This is a genomic window from Sphingomonas kyeonggiensis (genome assembly GCF_030812785.1).
Lineage (GTDB): Bacteria > Pseudomonadota > Alphaproteobacteria > Sphingomonadales > Sphingomonadaceae > Sphingomonas > Sphingomonas kyeonggiensis_B.
This window is the reverse complement of sequence record NZ_JAUSTJ010000001.1, coordinates 207,298-225,800: the sequence shown is the minus strand read 5'-3', so window position 1 is coordinate 225,800 and position 18,503 is coordinate 207,298. Positions and strand designations below refer to the sequence as shown.

The 18,503-nt window shown below is 68.0% G+C and carries 17 protein-coding genes; 11 read left to right on the top strand and 6 right to left on the bottom strand.

Features of this window, described 5'->3' with window-relative positions; genetic code table 11:
• Positions 1-113: 113 nt before the first annotated feature.
• Both J2W22_RS01095 and lgt read right to left on the bottom strand, forming a co-directional pair.
• Positions 114-1,118, bottom strand: coding sequence for a class I SAM-dependent methyltransferase (locus tag J2W22_RS01095; RefSeq protein ID WP_373422955.1), 1,005 nt, complete (start codon positions 1,116-1,118; stop codon positions 114-116).
• A 94-nt stretch (positions 1,119-1,212) separates the two neighbouring features.
• Positions 1,213-2,082 carry a prolipoprotein diacylglyceryl transferase gene (gene lgt, locus J2W22_RS01090; protein ID WP_373422954.1) on the bottom strand — a complete coding sequence of 290 codons (870 nt, stop codon included), beginning with the start codon at positions 2,080-2,082 and terminating at the stop codon, positions 1,213-1,215.
• 270 nt (positions 2,083-2,352) lie between these two features.
• On the opposite strand from lgt, the gene J2W22_RS01085 reads away from it, so the two are divergent.
• The 4 genes from J2W22_RS01085 to J2W22_RS01070 all read left to right on the top strand — a co-directional run bounded on the left by J2W22_RS01085 (position 2,353) and on the right by J2W22_RS01070 (position 7,541).
• Positions 2,353-4,593 carry a xanthine dehydrogenase family protein molybdopterin-binding subunit gene (locus J2W22_RS01085; protein WP_307116423.1) on the top strand — a complete coding sequence of 747 codons (2,241 nt, stop codon included), beginning with the start codon at positions 2,353-2,355 and terminating at the stop codon, positions 4,591-4,593.
• Positions 4,590-5,600 (top strand): ferrochelatase, encoded by a 1,011-nt coding sequence (hemH, locus tag J2W22_RS01080; RefSeq protein WP_307116422.1) that lies wholly within the window; start codon positions 4,590-4,592, stop codon positions 5,598-5,600. Before J2W22_RS01085 ends, hemH begins: the two co-directional genes overlap by 4 nt.
• Before the next feature lie 33 nt (positions 5,601-5,633).
• Positions 5,634-6,356, top strand: coding sequence for an acetoacetyl-CoA reductase (phbB, locus tag J2W22_RS01075; RefSeq protein ID WP_307116421.1), 723 nt, complete (start codon positions 5,634-5,636; stop codon positions 6,354-6,356).
• Positions 6,357-6,542: 186 nt separating this feature from the next.
• Positions 6,543-7,541, top strand: coding sequence for an esterase-like activity of phytase family protein (locus tag J2W22_RS01070; protein WP_307116420.1), 999 nt, complete (start codon positions 6,543-6,545; stop codon positions 7,539-7,541).
• Positions 7,542-7,975: 434 nt separating this feature from the next.
• Here the strand turns inward: J2W22_RS01070 and rpmB are convergent, their stop codons facing one another.
• A complete protein-coding gene (gene rpmB / locus J2W22_RS01065) occupies positions 7,976-8,272 on the bottom strand; it encodes a 50S ribosomal protein L28 (protein WP_307116419.1) in 297 nt (98 codons plus the stop codon).
• A 173-nt stretch (positions 8,273-8,445) separates the two neighbouring features.
• Here rpmB and J2W22_RS01060 point away from each other — a divergent pair, with 173 nt between their 5' ends.
• From J2W22_RS01060 to J2W22_RS01045, 4 genes are all read left to right on the top strand, one after another.
• Positions 8,446-8,742: a hypothetical protein gene (locus tag J2W22_RS01060; RefSeq protein WP_307116418.1), complete on the top strand. Its 297-nt coding sequence runs from the start codon at positions 8,446-8,448 to the stop codon at positions 8,740-8,742.
• Entirely contained in the window at positions 8,742-8,948 is a 207-nt protein-coding gene (locus J2W22_RS01055) for a YqaE/Pmp3 family membrane protein (RefSeq protein WP_307116417.1), read from the top strand. The genes J2W22_RS01060 and J2W22_RS01055 overlap by 1 nt, the downstream gene beginning before the upstream one ends.
• Before the next feature lie 173 nt (positions 8,949-9,121).
• Entirely contained in the window at positions 9,122-9,553 is a 432-nt protein-coding gene (locus tag J2W22_RS01050) for a nucleoside deaminase (RefSeq protein WP_307117964.1), read from the top strand.
• A gap of 72 nt (positions 9,554-9,625) precedes the next feature.
• Positions 9,626-10,933 (top strand): hemolysin family protein, encoded by a 1,308-nt coding sequence (locus J2W22_RS01045; protein WP_307116416.1) that lies wholly within the window; start codon positions 9,626-9,628, stop codon positions 10,931-10,933.
• Positions 10,934-11,246: 313 nt separating this feature from the next.
• On the opposite strand, the gene J2W22_RS01040 is transcribed toward J2W22_RS01045, so the two are convergent.
• Both J2W22_RS01040 and J2W22_RS01035 read right to left on the bottom strand, forming a co-directional pair.
• Entirely contained in the window at positions 11,247-12,017 is a 771-nt protein-coding gene (locus J2W22_RS01040; protein ID WP_307116415.1) for a hypothetical protein, read from the bottom strand.
• 71 nt (positions 12,018-12,088) lie between these two features.
• Complete coding sequence (locus J2W22_RS01035) at positions 12,089-13,831, bottom strand: vWA domain-containing protein (RefSeq protein ID WP_307116414.1); 1,743 nt, start codon at positions 13,829-13,831, stop codon at positions 12,089-12,091.
• A gap of 209 nt (positions 13,832-14,040) precedes the next feature.
• On the opposite strand from J2W22_RS01035, the gene J2W22_RS01030 reads away from it, so the two are divergent.
• Positions 14,041-15,249: an HD-GYP domain-containing protein gene (locus J2W22_RS01030; RefSeq protein ID WP_307116413.1), complete on the top strand. Its 1,209-nt coding sequence runs from the start codon at positions 14,041-14,043 to the stop codon at positions 15,247-15,249.
• Between the two features lie 52 nt (positions 15,250-15,301).
• Positions 15,302-15,865, top strand: coding sequence for a hypothetical protein (locus tag J2W22_RS01025; protein ID WP_307116412.1), 564 nt, complete (start codon positions 15,302-15,304; stop codon positions 15,863-15,865).
• On the opposite strand, the gene purD is transcribed toward J2W22_RS01025, so the two are convergent.
• A complete protein-coding gene (gene purD / locus J2W22_RS01020) occupies positions 15,862-17,124 on the bottom strand; it encodes a phosphoribosylamine--glycine ligase (RefSeq protein ID WP_307116411.1) in 1,263 nt (420 codons plus the stop codon). The two genes, J2W22_RS01025 and purD, sit on opposite strands and share 4 nt — an antisense overlap.
• Here purD and xseA point away from each other — a divergent pair.
• Positions 17,123-18,499, top strand: a complete 1,377-nt coding sequence (xseA, locus tag J2W22_RS01015; RefSeq protein WP_307116410.1) for an exodeoxyribonuclease VII large subunit — start codon at positions 17,123-17,125, stop codon at positions 18,497-18,499. The genes purD and xseA overlap by 2 nt on opposite strands.
• Positions 18,500-18,503: the final 4 nt, after the last annotated feature.

Sequence of the window (18,503 nt, the reverse complement as noted above, 5' to 3'; positions counted from 1 at the left end):
GAAAGCGGGGACCCATCTCGTGCCCTCGCCAGATGGAACCACAGCTGCCGCATCTGCGGCTTCTCTCCGAGATGGGCCCCGGCTTTCGCCGGGGTGACGGCTCGGAGCGCCTGTCATTCGCCGAACCCCGCCGGCACCGGCCAGCCCGGGGCGGTGAAGGCGATGACCTTGAACAGCTCGCCCATCTGCTCGGGATGGGTCAGCCGCTCGCGATCGGTGGCGAGTTGTCCCGCGCGCTCGGGTGATGCGAGCGACAGGCTGGCGGTGCGCTCGGTGATGCCGAGCCGGGTGAGAAACTCGCCCTGGGTCACGGGTCCGTGCACGACCAACCCCTCGGTGCGGGCGGCCTCGGCCAGCGTGGCAAAATCGACATGCGCGGTCAGGTCGGCCTCGCCGGGCGTGTCGAACGGGTTGGCATAGGCATGGCCCTTCACCGCCTGCAGCGTGTCGCCGATCGCCGGACCCATATAGCCATAGTCGATGACCAGCGCCGCGCCGCCCTGGTCGTTGAGGCGCTTGGCGAGCTGGCGCAGCACCGCGACGCTGGCCGGCGAAGTCTCGAGGATCGACCCGGGCTCGGCCTGCTTGAAGTCGCGCGGGATGATCATGTCGAAGCTGCGGTCGCCGGCGATCGGCAGGAACAGCGTGTCCTGGCAGGCGACGAGCCGCTCGCGCCAGCCCTCCTGGGTGGCGATGAGCTGGCGGATCGGCAGCGCGTCGAAGAACTCGTTGGCGACGAAGACCAGCGGCGCATCGTCGGGCAGGCCGACCAGGTCGAGATGAAATTCGGCGCCCGGCACGCGCTCCGCCTGGACGGCGCGCAGCGTCGGGCTGGTCTCGACCAGGTCGACCGGCGGGGTGAGCCCGACCTTGGCCATGGCGCGCAGCGCGTCGGCGGCAAGCGTGCCGCGGCCCGGGCCGAGCTCGACATAGCGGACCGGCGGCTGTTCGGCGCGGTGCCACAGGTCGGCGACCCACAGGCCGATCAGTTCGCCGAACATCTGGCTGACTTCCGGTGCGGTGGTGAAGTCGCCGCGCGCGCCGAGCGGATCGCGGGTGCCGTAATAATGCGCGTTGGCGGCGCCCATGAACTGGGAGAGCGGGATCGGCCCGGCCATGGTGATGGCGCGGGAGAGCCGCTCGGCGAGCAGGGGCTCGGCGGCATTGGCGGCGCGCTCCTGCTGCCCGGCGTCGAGGGGGTTCTCGCTCACGTCAGGCCACGCTCTCCGTGCCCGCGATCGGCTCCACCCGCTCGCGGCGCCCCTTGGCGGTGGCGATCAGATAGATGCCGCCGACGATCATCGGCAGGCAGAGCACCTGGCCCATATGGATGACATGCTCGAAGATCGTGCCGGCGAACTGCGCATCGGGCTCGCGGAAATATTCGACGAAGAAGCGGAAGCAGCCATAGCCGAGCAGGAAGATGCCGACGAGCTTGCCCGGCTCGTAGCGCGCCTTGGTGCGCCAGAAGGCATAGGCGAGGATGGCGGCAAGCAGCAGGCCTTCCAGCAGCGCCTCGTAGAGCTGGCTCGGATGGCGGGCGAGCGGGCCGGCGCCGGGGAAGACGATCGCCCAGGGCAGGTCCGCCGGCTTGCCCCACAGCTCGCCGTTCACGAAATTGGCGAGGCGGCCGAAGAACAGGCCGAAGGGCGCGCAGCAGGCGACATAGTCATGGACGCGCAGCCAGTTCAGGCCCTGGCGGCGGCACATCAGGATGATCGCCAGCGTGGTGCCGATGACGCCGCCATGGAAGGACATGCCGCCGTCCCACAGCTTGAAGATGTCGAGCGGGCGGGCGAGGAACCGGTCGAGCCCGTAGAAGATCACATAGCCGAGCCGCCCGCCGACGATGATGCCGAGCGTCGCGTAGAAGACGAGGTCGTCGGCATGGGCACGGCTCATCGGGGCGCCGGGCTGCTTGAGCAGGCGGGTGAGGTACCACCAGCCGACCAGGATGCCGGCGATATAGGCCAGCGAATACCATTTGATCTCGAAGAAGCCGAGATTGAGCGCGACCTTGTTCAGGCCGAGATCCGCGAAATGGATATGGTCTGCCGCGGCGGCGGCAAGGGTGGCAAGCAGCACGTATTTCCCTCCAGGGTGTGCGACCCCGATAGAACAGGCTTGTTGCAAACCCAAGAGCTATGACTTCCCGCGTCATCCCCGCGAAAGCGGGGACCCATCTCGTGCCCTCGCCCGATGGAACCACAGCTGACGTACACCATGGACTTCTCTCCGAGATGGGCCCCGGCTTTCGCCGGGGTGACGAAGTGGCGTGGGATGACGCAAGGAGCGGGTGGCGATCGGGGCGGCGGGGTGACAGCCTCCAGCCCGCAGGATAGAGCAGTCCCGATGAAGGTCGATTTCGGCAAGCTCCGGAAGCTGGATCGGCGCACGCTGCTGATCGGCGGCGGCGTGGGCGTGGGGCTGGTGGTCGCCTGGGCGGTATGGCCGCGCACCTATCTCCCCAATCTCAGCGCGGCGCCGGGCGAGAGCCTGTTCGGCGCCTGGATCAAGATCGGCGCCGACGGGCATGTCTCGGTCGCCATCCCGCAATGCGAGGAAGGGCAGGGCGTGTTCACCGCCATGCCGCAGATCATCGCCGACGAGCTGGGCGCGAACTGGAAGCTGGTCGGCGTCGAGCCGGCGCCGCTCAACCCGCTCTACGCCAATCCGCTGGCGGCCGAGGAATTGTTCGAGCTGGCGCTGGGCGGGCTGCCCGAGCAGCTGCGCCGCACCCACGCGGCGCGCACCGGGCTGATGCTGACCGGCGGCTCGACCTCGATCCGCAACTTCGAGGACCAGCTGCGCCATGCCGGCGCCACCGCGCGGGTGCTGCTGTGCAAGGCGGCGGCGCGGCGCTGGGGCACCGAATGGCAGAGCTGCGACACGGTAGGCGGCCAGGTGGTCCATGGCAATTCGAAGCTTGGCTTCGGCGAGCTGGCGGCCGAGGCGGCGGACGAGAGCGTGCCCGGTGACGTGCCGCTGCGCACTGCCGAGACCAACCGGCTCTACGGCCAGCCGCTGCCGCGGCTCGACGCGCCGGCCAAGGTCGATGGCAGCCTGAACTTCGCCGCCGACATCCGCCTGCCGAACATGGCATTCGCCTCGATCCGGATGGGGCCGATCGGCGAGACCGAGCTGGTCAAGCTCGACCGGGCGGCGGCGAACAAGATCCCCGGCATGCTCTCGATCGTGACGACGAAGGACTGGGTCGCGACGATCGCCAATAATGGCTGGGCGGCGGAGAAGGCGATCGACGCGATGCGCCCGCGCTTCAAGACGCCCGAGGACGTGATCAACAATGATTCGATCGCCGATGCGCTGGGCAATGCGCTGAACGCAGATGGCGCGCGGCTGCACGAGGCGGGCGATCTCGCGGCGGATTTCCGCGGAGCCAAGGTGGTCTCGGCCGAGTATCGCGTCGATGTCGCGCTGCACGCCGCGCTCGAGCCGATGACCTGCACGGCCAATTATCACGACGGCTATCTCTCGCTCTGGCTGCCGACCCAGGCGCCGGGGCTGGCGCGCGCGGCGGCGGCGCGGGCGATCGGCATTTCCGAGAGCGCGGTTACGGTGCACGCGACGATGGCGGGCGGCTCGTTCGGCGCCAAGCTGGAGCATGAAGTGGCGGCGCAGGCGGCCCTGCTCAGCCAGAGCGTCGGCCGGCCGGTGCAGCTCACCTGGCCGCGCGGCGAGGACATGCGGCACGACCGCTACCGCCCGCCGGCGATCGGTCGGATGACCGGCAAGCTCAATGCGCACGGCCAGATCTCGGGCCTGCTCGCCAAGATCGCCGCGCCGGAGACGGGACGCGAGCTGGCGACGCGGCTGCTGGGCGGCGATCCGGTGGTCCAGGCCTCGCTCGCGCTGCCGGGCAAGGGCGATCCCTCCGCCGTGGCTGGCGCGCAGCCGGTCTATGCCATTCCCAATTACGCGGTCGATCATCACCCAGCGGTGATCGGCGTGCCGACCGGCTATTGGCGCTCGGGCGCACACAGCTACAATTGCTTCTTCGTCGAGAGCTTCATGGACGAGCTGGCGCATGTCGCCGAGCAGGATGCGGTGTCGTTCCGCATGGCGATGCTCGGCGGCGAGACCCGGCTGGCACGCTGCCTGCAGACCGCGGCGCAGCTCGGGGGCTGGCAGGGCGGGCAGCCCGGCAGCGGACAGGGCATCGCCTGCCACGCCTTTCGCGGCTCCTATATCGCCGTGATGGCCGAGGCCCGGCTCGAGGGCCGCAAGGTCAAGGTCGAGCGGCTGGTCGCGGCGGTCGATTGCGGGCGGGTGGTCAATCCCGATCTGGTGGCGCAGCAGATCGAGGGCGGGCTGCTCTTCGGCATGGCAGCGGCGATCGCGGGGTCGACCGGCTTCACCGAGAATGTGGCGGACGTGCGCGACATCTCCGAGCTCGGCCTGCCGACTTTGGCCGACGCGCCGGACATCACCGTCGAACTGATCCGCAATGGTGCCGACCCCGGCGGCGCGAGCGAGCTCGCCGTGCCCCCGGTCGCCCCTGCCATCGCCAATGCGCTGCAATCGGCGAGCGGCGTGCGCTTCCGCGTATTGCCTCTGCTTTCGGACGTCGAATGAGTATTCCCGACGGGCATCCGCCCTTTTTCCCGCCCGACAAGATCGGCGTGCTGCTGGTCAATCTCGGCACCCCGAGCGCGCCCGATCCCGCTTCGGTGCGACGCTATCTGGCCGAGTTCCTGTCCGATCGACGCGTGGTCGAGATCCCGCCGCTGGTCTGGCAGCCGATCCTGCGCGGGATCATCCTGCGTACCCGACCGAGGAAGTCGGCCCATGCCTACCAGCAGGTCTGGCGCCCCGACGGCTCGCCGCTCGCCGCGATCACCCGGGCGCAGAGCGATGCGCTGCAGGGCGCGTTCGGCGAAGGCAATTTCGTCGACTGGGCGATGCGCTATGGTGATCCGAAGATCGCCGACCGGCTGATTTCGATGAAGGAATATGGCGCGAACCGTATCCTGATCGCGCCGCTCTATCCGCAATATTGCGCAGCGACGACCGCGACCGCCAACGACAAGGCGTTCGAGGCGCTGGCGAAGATGCGGTGGCAGCCGGCGATCCGCACGCTGCCGCCCTATCACGACCATCCCGCCTATATCGCCGCGCTCAAGGCCTCGGTAGAAGAAAGCTTGTCGAGGCTCGATTTCGAGCCGGACGCGATCCTCGCCAGCTTCCACGGCATGCCGCAGCGGACGCTCGAGCTGGGCGACCCCTATCATTGCCACTGCCGGAAGACCGCGCGGCTGCTGAGCGAGGCGCTGGGCCGCGAGCTGATCGTCACCTTCCAGTCGCGCTTCGGCCGGGCGAAATGGCTGGAGCCCGCTACCGACGCGACGCTGGCCGCGCTGCCGGGCAAGGGCGTGAAGAAGGTCGCGATCGTCGCGCCCGGCTTCTCGGCCGATTGCCTGGAAACGCTGGAGGAACTGGCGATCCGCGGGCGCGAGACGTTCCTTGGCGCAGGCGGCACTCACTTCGGCTATTTGCCCTGTCTCAACGACAGTCCCGCTGGCACCGAAATGCTGCAGACAATTTTGCGCGAAGCGCTTGCGGGCTGGACGCAGCCTGCCTAGCGTTTCGGCTCACCGACGAAGGAGAGATACAGCATGGCACGCGTAGCGATCGTGACGGGCGGCACCCGCGGCATCGGCGAGGCGATCAGCCTTGCCCTCAAGGATGCCGGGATGATCGTCGCCGCCAACTATGCGGGCAATGAGGAGAAGGCCAAGGCCTTCACCGAGCGCACCGGCATCGCGTCGTACAAATGGGACGTGGGCGACTACGATGCCTGCCATGAAGGCGTAGCCAAGGTCGCGGCCGAGCTGGGCCCGGTCGATGTGGTCGTCAACAATGCCGGCATCACCCGCGACGGCACGATCCTGAAGATGAGCCGCGACATGTGGGAGGATGTGATCCGCATCAACCTGGGCGGCTGCTTCAACATGGCGCACGCGGTGTTCCCGGGCATGCGTGACCGGAAATGGGGCCGCATCGTCAATATCGGCTCGATCAACGGTCAGGCCGGCCAATATGGCCAGGTCAATTATGCCGCCGCCAAATCGGGCATCCACGGCTTCACCAAGGCACTGTCGCAGGAAGGCGCGCGCTTCGGCGTGACGGTCAACGCGATCGCGCCGGGCTATATCGACACCGACATGGTCGCTGCCGTGCCGCCGGAAGTGCTCGAGAAGATCGTCGCCAAGATCCCTGTCGGCCGGCTCGGCCAGGCGCACGAGATCGCGCGCGGCGTGGCCTTCCTCTGCTCGGACGAGGCCGGGTTCGTCACCGGATCGACGCTGTCGATCAACGGCGGCCAGCACATGTACTGATACGACGAGGGCCGCTCCAACGGGAGCGGCCCTCAGCCCTCGATACGCTACGCGAGGGGAACTCGTAGTCAGATAACTAACGCAAGTTACTCTGGTTCCCTTTATTTTCTTCTGAACGCGCTGGTCATCCGGCGTTCATCTTTCGGGCGCTGGTTCTTCGCCGCCCAGCCGCTATGAGCGAGGGCGATGTTTTTCCGCTCCGCAACCGCGCTGTTCTCGCTGATTTTCATCCTGCTGCTCTCCGCATCGGGGCGTGACGGGCGCGACGTGCTGGGCAAGGTGCCGCGCATGACCGTGGAGCGCGTGCCGCTCGACCGGCGCGATCCGGGGCGCGTCCGGGTGGGGGCGCTCACCTATCTGGGCGGGATAAGGCTGAAGAGCCCTGACCGTGCGTTCGGCGGCTTCTCGTCGATGCGGATCCTGGGCGATGATTTCACCCTGCTGAGCGATGGCGGCACCTTCATCCGCTTCCGCATGGGAAGCGATTGGACGCCGCGCGACCTCCGGTTCGGCGACCTGCCCGATGGCCCGGAACATGGCTGGCTGAAGTCCGAGCGCGATACCGAATCGATGACCAGCGACCCGGCCACGGGGCAGGTCTGGGTCGGCTTCGAGAACTACAATGCGATCTGGCGCTACGATACGGACCTGAACCGCGCGGAGCGCAGTGCCCGTCCGGCGGCGATGCGCGACTGGTCGAAGAATGGCGGGCCCGAATCGATGGTGCGCCTGCACGATGGCCGGTTCCTCGTGCTGGGCGAGACGACGCGGCCCAAGGGCAGCCGGACCGGACGCGTGGGGCTGGTCTTCCCCGGCGACCCGACTGCGCTGGGAGCCACGCCGATCCGCTTCACCTATATGCCGCCCGACGAGCGCCATGACCCGAGCGACGCGGTGCAGTTACCCGATGGCCGGCTGGTGGTGCTCAACCGGCGCTTCTCGGTGCCGGGGCTGTTCTCGGCCAAGCTGACCCTGATCGATCCGCGCGCGATTCGTCCCGGCGCGGTGGTGCGCGGCATCGAGATCGCGACGCTGGCGGCGCCGCTGCTCCACGACAACTACGAGGCGCTGGCGGTGACCCGCGAAGGCGATGACACGATCCTGTGGGTCGCATCGGACGACAACCAGCAATTCTGGGAATGGTCCCTGCTGCTCAAGTTCCGGATCGAGTTCGCGAAACGCTGAGCGGCAACTCGATGCGTGATGCTGGCCAATGCACGGACCAGTCCCTAGCTTTGACGGATGCGTTGGGGGAATCTGCTGCCGCTCGTCGTGAGCCTGCCATGGTTGCTGGAGCTGGCTATCGCCGTCCGCCTGTTGTTCGTGGACATGCCATGCTCGTACCTTTGCAGCGAGGAGATAGTGGCAACGGGTTTCCCGGTGCTCGTCCTTGCCGCCCTATTGGGCATAGGCATCTGCTTTTCCCGACGGATCAGGGGCTCGGGCTGGGCGCTCGTTGTGTTCAGCGTGCTTTCGCTCCTCGCCTTTCCCTACCATCACGTGTGGCTTACCGGCGGCGTCTAGCCGCAGTCTGCAGCCGATCCACGCCGGACATGCGAAAAGCCCGCCCTCCGCTGTGGAGAACGGGCTCGCATTGAGCCGCCGAAGCAGCGCGGCTGTTAGGCCGCGGTCTTCTCGGTCGACGCCTTGCGCACTTCGCGCTTCAGGCGACGGGCGCGCAGCGAGAGGTCCTCGTCGCGGGTCTTGAGCAGCCAGTTGTCGAGGCCGCCATTGTGCTCGACCGAGCGCAGGCCGTGCGTCGAGACGCGCAGGCGGACGCTGCGACCCAGCGAATCGCTGATCAGCGTGACGTTCTGCAGGTTCGGCAGGAACGTACGCTTGGTCTTGTTGTTGGCGTGGGAAACGTTGTTACCCACCTGCCGGCCCTTGCCGGTCAGCTCGCAAATGCGCGACATCGTTTGATATCCTGGTTTGAGCCCTGGCGAACCACGGCCGGAAAGGCGGCGCGAATAACCGTAATGGGACGGAGCGTCAACCGATTCGCTCCAAGAAACGCCTTGTTCCCATGCAACCGGCATGGTTGATGCGACGTTGATTACGCAAACGATTCAAATGGGGAGATGAAGCGATGCGTGGAATTCTCGTGCTGATCGGTCTCGTCGCGCTTGCCGTCGTGGTGCTCATGTCGGTCGGCATGCTGCGCATCGAGCAGCAGCAGGGTGCGACGATGCCGTCGATCAGCTTCGACGCAAAGGGCGGCCAACTGCCCAAATTCAAGGCCGAAACGGGTTCGGTAGGGATCGGATCGACCAACACGACCGTTGCAGTCCCGACGGTCGAAATGAAGAACACCACGGTCACCTTGCCCACCATCGAAGTGAAGCAGGCCGGCGCCACTCCGACGCCGACGCCCGCCGCGAAGTGATGACAGCGCGCCCCGGACCCATCGTGGCGGCGGTGCTGCTGCCGCCGCTGGGAACGTACCTGGCCAGGGGTGCGGGGCGCGACTTCTGGATCGCCGCCGGGCTGACGGTGCTGGGGTTCCTGCCCGGCGTTGCCTTTGCGCTGTGGAGCGTGCTGGGCGATTCGGGGATAAAGCCGGCTGAGCCGGATACGCTGGCTTCCGCATAGCTTCTCCCCGGCGAAGGCCGGGGCCCAGTCTTGAAAGTCACTGGCCTTTTGGCGCGTCTTCGCCGCGCACTGTTTAGTCTGGGCCCCGGCCTTCGCCGGGGAAAACAGAAGCGAAGGGTGACGGCTTAGGCATCGCGCGCTACGTCCCTCCCATGTTCCCGCTCCCCGAACCAATGCGCCTGGCGCTCGACGCCGCTCGTGCGGCCGCCGAGGCGGGCGAGGTGCCGGTGGGCGCGGTGCTGGTGCAGGACGGCAAGGTGATCGCCACTGCGGCCAATGCGCCGCGCATGCTCCACGACCCCACCGCGCATGCCGAGATGCGGGTGATTCGCGCTGCTGCCGAGGCGCTCGGGCGCGAGCGCCTCGAGGATTGCGACCTGTGGGTGACGCTGGAGCCCTGCGCGATGTGCGCAGGCGCGATCGCCCATGCCCGAATCGCCCGGGTCTATTATGGCGCTAGCGATCCCAAGGGCGGCGCGGTGGAGCATGGCCCGCGCTTCTTCGGACAGCCGACCTGCCATCATCGCCCGGAAATCTATCCCGGCATCGGCGAGGCCGAGGCGGGCGAGATCCTGCGCGATTTCTTTCGCGAACGGCGCGTTTAGCACGCTTTCCGTTCCGTTGGCGCAACGCCAGTTGCCGTCCGCCCCCCGGTGCGGATATGAGGACCACACATCATGTTGGCGCCTTTCCCCTGGATAGACGTAGCGATCATCTTCGCGCTGATCGTTCTGAACGGCCTTTTTTCGATGTCCGAACTCGCGATCGTCTCGTCGCGCACGGCGCGGCTGGAGGCGATGGCGCGCGTCGGGCGCAGCGGGGCGGGGGCGCGGACCGCGATCCAGCTCGCCGCCGATCCGGGCAAGTTCCTCTCCACCGTGCAGATCGGCATCACGCTGATCGGCATCATCGCCGGCGCCTATTCGGGCGCGAGCCTGGGCGAGCCGACCGCGCAGCGGATCGCGCTGCTGGGCGTGAACGACGAGCTGGCCCACACGCTCGGCATCGCGATCGTCATCGGCCTGACCACCTTCGGCTCGCTGGTCGCGGGCGAGCTGGTGCCCAAGCAATTCGCGCTGCGCTCGCCCGAGCCGATCGCCGTGCTGGTCTCGGTGCCGCTGCTGTGGATCAGCCGCCTGACCGCGCCGCTGGTCTGGCTGCTCGATTCGACCACCAAGCTGATCTTCCGCCTGATCGGGCTCGACCGCGAATCGGAGAACCGGGTCACCGCCGAGGAACTGCACCTGCTCGTCGCCGAGGCGAGCAAGTCGGGCGTGATCGAGGAGCATGAGCGCTCGATCATCTCGAGCGTCGTCCGCCTGGCCGACCGGCCGGTGCGCGAAGTGATGACGCCGCGCACCGATGTCGACTGGGTGGACGTCAACCTCGACGCCGACGGCATCCGCGAGGCGCTGCTGCTCACCCCGCATACCCGCCTGCCGGTTGCCGAGGGCTCAGTCGACACGGTGATCGGCGTGGTCCAGGCGCGCGACATCGCTGCGGCGCTGTTCCGCGGCGAGGCGCTTGACCTGCGCAAGCTGATGCGCGAGGCGCCGATCCTGCCCGACACGGTCGATGCGATGGACGCGCTGGGCGCGCTGCGCCGGGCCGAGGTGCCGATGGGCCTGGTCCATGACGAGTACGGCCATTTCGAGGGCATCGTCACCCCGGCGAACCTGCTGGCGGCGATCGCCGGCGAGCTGGCGTCGGACGTCGAGCCGGGCGACAACCCCAATGTCGTGACGCGGGAGGACGGCTCGCTGCTCGTCTCGGGCCAGATGCCGGCGGACCTGCTCGCCGACAGGCTCGGCCTCGATCTCGACGAGGACCGCGACTATGCCACCGTCGCCGGCCTGGCGCTGGCGGTGCTCAAGCGGCTGCCCAATGAAGGCGACTTCTTCGTCGAGCAGGGCTGGCGCTTCGAGATCGTCGACATGGACGGGCGCAAGATCGACAAGCTGCTGGTGGAGCGGGCGGAGAAGTAACGGGCGGGGGCTGCGCTTTCCAACGGTGCGTGCGGGCGCGACCCGTCAAAGTCTACGAAGTACACGCCAAAGGCTGGTTTTGCGACGCGCTATTCCCCTGTTTTCCGGGGTATGCGGCGCATCGCGTAACTTTCTTGCGTCCGAGTGATCCTATTTTTCCAACAGATCACAGAAGGGCCGGCTGAGGCGGAGGAAATCCTCGGGTGGAACTGCTCCCCGGCGAAAGCCGGGGTCCAGGGTCACAGGCGGGATGGCATAGAAACCCTGGGCCCCGGCTTTCGCCGGGGAACTGAAGGGGAATTCTCGACGGGCGTCAGAGCTTCCCGAACACGCCCTCGAAGCCGGCAATGTCTTCCCTGGCCAGGAAGCTTGCCTGCTCGATCCAGCGGTCGCGGTGGATGCGGCCCTGGAAATCGCCGAGCTTCGCGTCGAGCGCGTCGGCTTCCTCGGGCGTGAGCGCGGCGAGCTGGGCGAAGCTGGTGATGCCGACGCTGTTGAGCTTTTCGCCGAGGCGCGGGCCGACGCCCTTCATCCGGGTGAGGTCATCGGCGGCCGGGGCGGCGGGCGCGGGCGCGGGCTCCGCGATATCCGAGGCGAGCGAGGCCGGCGATGCCTCGAGCGGCGCGGCGGCCGCGATCGGCTCGTCCGCGAGCGGCTCGGGGACCGGGGTTTCCTCGACCACTGGCGGCAGGGGCGCGGGGACGATCTCGGGCTCGGCTACCGGCTCGGGTGCTGGGGTCTCCGCTACCGGCTCGGGTTCCGGGGCGGGCGCCTCGGCTACCGGTTCGGGCGCAGGAGCCTCTGCGGCAGGCTCGGGCGCTGGCGGCGGCGGCGCGAGCGGGGCCTCGGCGATCGGCGGGGGCGGCGGGGCCACCGGCGGGGTGATCGGGCGCGACGGGGCCGTCTCTTCCCGATACTCCTCATTATATTCCTCGATCTCCCGGCGTGCGCTGCTGCGGCGGCCGGCGAGGCGGGCGCCCCAGAACAGGATGAGGAGCGCGAAGACGACTCCCGCCGCGATCAGCGCGAACGGGAGCGTCAACCAAATCGGCGCGCCTTCGTAGAGCGGTTCCGTGCTGTTCATCTGCGCCAACCCCGTCCGTGCTATTGTCGATTCTCGCCAATGCATAACGTGGTGCGGCGCAGCGCGACAAGCTAATCGCTGGAACTGCCCGCCGGCTGTCCCGAATCGGCAAGCTTCACCAGTCGTGCGAACTCGCTGCGCCAGTAGTTCTGGGAGGCCGGGGCGAGCGCGCCGATCTGGATATAGCTGTAGCCGTTCAGATATTTGTCGCCGCGCAGATGCTGGCCGAAGGCGGCGACCGAAGTGACGAAGGCCATGTCGCCGCGCGGAGCGGCGGCGCTGCGCATCAGGCTGGCGGAGACCGGGCGCTCGATCAGCTTCGAGGTCTCGTTGCCGGGCAGCTTGTAGCGCAATTTGACGAAGGCCATTTCGTCGCCCTTGCCGGCGGGCGCAGCGGTGCGGTTGGCATCGTAGCGCCGCTCCGAGGTCCAGCCATTGGCACCGGCGGGGACGACTTCGTAGAGCGCGGTCACCTGGTGCCCCGCGCCGATATCGCCGGCATCGACCGTGTCGTTGTTGAAATCCTCCTCGGCCAGCGCGCGGTTCTCGTATCCGATCAGCCGGTATTGCTTCACCTGGGCCGGGTTGAACTCGACCTGGACCTTCACGTCCTTGGCGATGGTGAACAGCGTGGCGGAGAGCTCGTCGTCGAGCACCTTGGTCGCCTCCATCGCGCTGTCGATATAGGCATAGTTGCCGTTACCCACGTCCGCGATGCGCTCCATCATCGCCTCGTTGTAATTGCCGGTGCCGAAGCCGAGCGTGGTCAGCGTGATGCCGTCGTCGCGGTTCTTCTTGACCAGCGCCTCAAGCGCCGACTTGTCGTTGATGCCGACATTGAAGTCGCCGTCGGTGGCGAGGAAGATGCGGTTGATCCCGCCCTGGACGAAGGTGGCGCGGGCGACCGAATAGGCGAGCTTGATGCCGTCGCCGCCCGCGGTGGAGCCGCCGGCCGAGAGGCAGTCGAGCGCGGCCTTCACATATTCCTTCTTGTTGGTGGGTTCGAGCACCATGCCCGCGGCGCCGGCATAGACGACGATCGAGACGCGGTCCCGTGGAGTCAGCCGGTCGGCGAGCTGGGTCAGCGCCTTCTTGACCAGGGGCAGCTTGTCCTGGCTCTCCATCGATCCCGAGACATCTACCAGGAAGACGAGGTTGGCCGGCGGACGGCCCTTGGCATCGACGTCATAGCCGCGCAGGCCGATGCGCAGCAGCCGCGTCTCGGCGTTCCACGGGGTGGTCGAGACATCGGTGGTCACGCTGAACGGCACGTCCCGCGAGGCGGGGCGGGGATAGTCGTAGCGGAAATAGTTGATCATCTCCTCGGTGCGCACCGCCTCGGCGGGCACATCCTGCCCCTGGTTGAGGAAGCGGCGGACATTGGCATAGGCGCCGGTATCGACATCGACGGAGAAGGTGGAGACGGGCTGGTCGGTGACCGACTGGATCGCGGCGACGGCCCTGCCGTCATAGCGCTCGGTATTGCCCGGCGTGCCGTAGCTGGGGGTGGCGACCTTGGCCGCGGGTGCGGCGCGAAACTCCTGCATCACCACGCCTGCGCTGGATGGCGGTGGCGAGGGCAGCGGCGCGTACGTCGGCATAGGCGGGGGCATCGGCACGGGCGCGGATACCGGGCCACGTCCGCGCTGCACGACGGTGCCCGAAGTATAGATCGGCGCCTGCTTCACGCAGCGGACGGGTGAGTGCCGATCCTGCGCGGCGGCGGCGGGCGGCACGGCCTTGGGCAAGGGCGGCGGCGCAGCCGAGGTGGTGAGCAGGGCAGTACAACCGAGCAGCAAGGCGGAACGCGACATGGCACCTCTCCCCTTCAGAGTGCGGCGCGCGAGTCGCTGCGCGCCCATGGGATGGAATGTTGCCCCCGCGCGATGAGCGGCAGATGAACGGATGTAACTTTGTATCATCTGTCCGGGCTTAGGTAGATTCCCCAAGGCCCGGATACCCGGCCTTAACTTCGGCGAAACGGTGCGTTCCTAAGGCTTGTGCCGGGGACTGCGAGAATGGATTGCTGAAACGAATCCCGCCAGGAGAGGCAAAGCTCGGCATGTTCATCCACGGCTTCGAAGGCTCGTGGATGGCGCATCCGTTCTGGCGTACGCGGTTCCTGCTGGAGCGTCCCGCCGATCTCGCCTTGCTGAAGGCAAGCGACGTGGCCGCCGTGCTCATCGACGTGTCGCGCGGCGTCGCGCCCGATCCCGCCGCGACGCTGCCCGAAGCCGTTGCGGAGCCCGTGCGGGTCCTTTCCCCCGAGACGCTGCGCGCCGATCGCGAGCATGCCCGCCGGACCATCGCGCACGCCCGCGACGTGGCGCAGGAAATCTATGACAATGCCCAGAACGGCCTGTCGATCGACGCGCGTGACGCCATCCCGGTGGTCGCCGAGATCGCCGAATGCGTCGCGCGCAATCCGGCGATGTTCGTCGACATGGCGCGGCTGAAGACCAAGGATCAATATACCTATCTCCACTCGGTCTCGGTCTGCGGGCTGATGGTCAATCTGGCGCGCGAGATCGGGCTCGACGACGAGACCGTGCGGGCGATGGGGCTGGCGGGCCTGCTCCACGACGTCGGCAAGATGACCGTGCCGGCCGAGATCCTCAACAAGCCGGGCCGGCTGGAGGCGGAGGAGTTCGCGCTGATCAAGCAGCACCCCGAGACCGGGCATGCGATGCTGCACGGCGCCGAGGGCATCAACCAGCAGGCGCTCGACGTGGCGCTGATGCATCACGAGAAGATGGACGGCAGCGGCTATCCCTTCGGGCTGAAGGGCGAGGCGATCAGCCTGGCCGCACGGATGGGCGCGATCTGCGACGTCTATGACGCGCTGACTTCCGACCGGGCCTACAAGGACCGCTGGACGCCGCTGCGGGCGGTGACCGAGATGCATGGGTGGAAGGGCCATTTCGATACCGAACTGCTCTTCGCCTTCTGCCGCAGCATCGGGGTCGCGCCGACCGGGTGGCTGGTCCGGATGCAATCCGGGCGGCTGGGCGTGGTCCTGCCCGATGGCACGCAGGAGACGCGCAGCAAGATCCGCGCCTTCCATTCCGCGATCACGCGCCGGCCGGTGCCGCTGGAGGATCTGTTCCGCGGGCCCGGCGACCGGGTGGTCGGCACCGAGGACCCGGCGCATTGGGGCTTCACCAACTGGGACGCTGCGGTGCGCAGGCTCATCGAAGGCCATGGCGTGCTGCCCGACACGCCGCATGCATGATATCTTGTATCATTGACGAGCCGCGCCTAGGCTTCTCCGAAAGGGGAAAGTCATGCGGCCGTTGCGATGGACGGGCCTTGCGCTTCTGGTGACGGGTGTGGCGGCGGTGGTCGCGGGCACGCTCTGGTATCGGCATGACCGGACAGCCGCGCTGGCTGCGGCTTGCAGGATGGGCCTGCCCAATTTCTCCCGCCCGGCTCAGATCAGTGCGGACGGGCTCGGCTGCACCATCCTCGGCCCCAGGCAGCGGGTGCGAGGCGTGCTGGTCATCGGCTTCGAGGAATCCAGCCTGCATTCGCCCGACCTTGAGCGCGCGCCGGAGCGGGGCGGGCGCGGCGGCGTCTGGTATGAGGCCAGCGAGACCCGCAAGCTGGATCCTGCGCTCGCCCGCAAGCTGAAGGGGCTGGACTCGGGGGCGGAGGATGCCGTCGCCACGCTCACCGTCGAGGGCTGGGCGACGGTCATGCCGGGGGAATATGGCCATCTTGGCCAATATTCGCGGATCTTCTACGCCGACCGCGTGGTCGCGGTCGATCCGGCGCCCCGGGATTTCCTGCTGCGTCACTTGGTGGTCGAGGCATGCAACCACCCCGACAGCGGGTGCGGCCGCCCCTAGCCTTCGCGCGCCACTTCGCGCCAGCCGATGTCGCGGCGGCTGAAGCCGGTGGGGAAGTCGATCGCGTCGACGGCGCGATAGGCCGCTTCCTGCGCTTCCTTCACCGTATCGCCCAGCGCGGTCACGTTGAGCACGCGACCACCACTGGCGACGAGCGTGTCGCCCTCCATCCGGGTGCCGGCATGGAAGACCTTGGCACCGGTCGCCTCGGCTTTGTCTATGCCGCTGATCGTGCCACCGGTCTCGGGCGTGCCGGGATAGCCGTTGGCCGCCATCACCACGGTGAGCGCGGTCTTGGCCGCGAAGGTCGGCGCCGGGTGGCTGGCCAACTCGCCCTTCGCCACCGCGAGCATCAGTTCGAGCAGGTCGCCGGTGAAGCGCAGCATCAGCACCTGGCATTCGGGGTCGCCGAAGCGGGCATTGTACTCGATCAGCTTGGGACCGGTCGGGGTGAGCATCAGCCCCGCATAGAGCACGCCCGAATAGGGGGTGCCGACGCGGGCCAGCGCCTCGATCGTCGGGCGGACGATCTCGTCGATCGCCTGGGCCTCCAGCGCGGGGGTGAGCACCGGGGCGGGACTATAGGCACCCATGCCGCCGGTGTTCGGGCCGGTATCGCCGTCGCCGACGCGCTTGTGATCCTGGGCCGAGCCGAAGGATACGAACGACTCGCCATCGGTCAGCACGAACAGGCTGGCTTCCTCGCCTTCGAGGAACTCCTCGATCACCACGCTGGCACCGGCTTCGGCGAAGATCGCCTGCACCGCGCCCTCGGCTTCCTCATGGGTGAAGGCGACGGTGACGCCCTTGCCCGCGGCCAGGCCATCGGCCTTGATCACCACCGGCAGGCCGAAATCCTCGAGGCTGGCGAGCGCGCCGTCGCGGCTCTCGCAGCGGACATAGCCGGCGGTGGGGATCTTCTCCCGCGCGCACAAATCCTTGGTGAAGCCCTTCGAGCCTTCGAGCTGGGCCGGCGCCTTGTTGGGGCCGAACACGGCGATGCCCATGGTGCGCAGATTGTCGCCCAGCCCGGCGACCAGCGGCGCCTCGGGGCCGATCACGACGAAGCCGATCGAGTGGCGCAGGCAGAAATCGATCACCGCGCGGTGGTCGTTCACCGCGATGTCCACGATTTCGGCATGCTCGGCTATTCCCGGATTGCCCGGGGCGGCGTAGAGCCGTTCGAGCAGCGGCGATTGCGCGAGCTTCCAGGCCAGAGCATGTTCGCGGCCGCCCGAGCCAAGCAACAGGACATTCATGAGCGACCCCTTCTTCGATACGCCAGCGCGGCTCGTAGCCGAGCCGATGGCGGGCGACAACGCACCGGCGCTATCGGTCAGCGAATTATCTCTTGCGCTGAAGCGGATGGTCGAGGGCGAGTTCGGCCATGTCCGGCTGCGCGGGGAGATTTCGGGGTGGAAGCGGGCGGCTTCCGGTCACGCCTATCTGGCGCTGAAGGATGCCGACGCAGTGATCGACGGAGTGATCTGGCGCGGTGCCGCCAATGCGATCCCGTTCGCGCCGCAGGACGGGCTGGAAGTGATCGTCACCGGCAAGCTCACCACCTATCCGGGGCGCTCGAAGTACCAGATCGTCATCGAGCGGATGGAGCTGGCCGGCGAAGGTGCGCTGATGGCGCTGTTCGAGAAATTGAAGGCCAAGCTGGCGGGGGAGGGGTTATTCGACCGCGAGCGCAAGCAGCCCTTGCCCTATATGCCCAAGGTGATCGGCGTGGTGACTTCGCCCACCGGCGCGGTGATCCGCGACATCCTGCACCGGCTGGCGGACCGTTTCCCCAGCCATGTGCTGGTCTGGCCGGTCAAAGTGCAGGGCGACGGCGCGGCGCAGGAAGTCGCCAACGCGATCCGCGGCTTCGATGCGCTGGGGGAAGGGAGCGCGGTGCCGCGGCCCGACCTGCTGATCGTCGCGCGCGGCGGCGGTTCGATCGAGGATCTCTGGGCGTTCAACGAGGAAGCGGTGGTCCGCGCGGTTGCCGCCTGTCGCATCCCGGTGATCTCGGCGGTCGGCCATGAGACCGATACCAGCCTGTGCGACTATGCCGCGGACCTGCGCGCGCCGACGCCGACGGCTGCCGCGGAGATCGCGGTGCCGGTGCTGGCCGATGTCCGCCACACCATTGCGACGCTCGCGCACCGTACCGAGCGTTGCGCGCGCCGCTATCACGAGCGTGCCGGCGAGCGGCTGGCGGCGCTGGTCCGCGTGCTGCCGCGCCGCGACGCGCTGCTCGGCCCGCAGCGGCAGAAGATGGACGATCTCGGCGGTCGGCTCGACCGTGCGCTCGAACGGCGGGTGACGGTGGCGCGGGGCGTGCTCGATCGCTCGGCCGGCGCGCTGCGCCCGGCGATGCTCGACCACCGGCTGGCGGCGGCGAAGCAGCGGCTGGAGGGGATCGGCCGGCATCTGGAGCTGGTCCACCCCAATCGCCCGCTGGAGAAGGGCTATGCCTGGGTCGAGGCGCGAGGGACCAAGAAGGTGATCGGCACGGCCGAGGGCGCGCGCGCCGCGGGGGCCGTGACGCTCCACTTCATCGATGGCTCGGTGGATGCGCGGGTTGAGCGGCCGGCCGGCAAATCCTATGATGCGCCCAAGCCGGAACAGCCTAGCCTGTTGTAGAAAA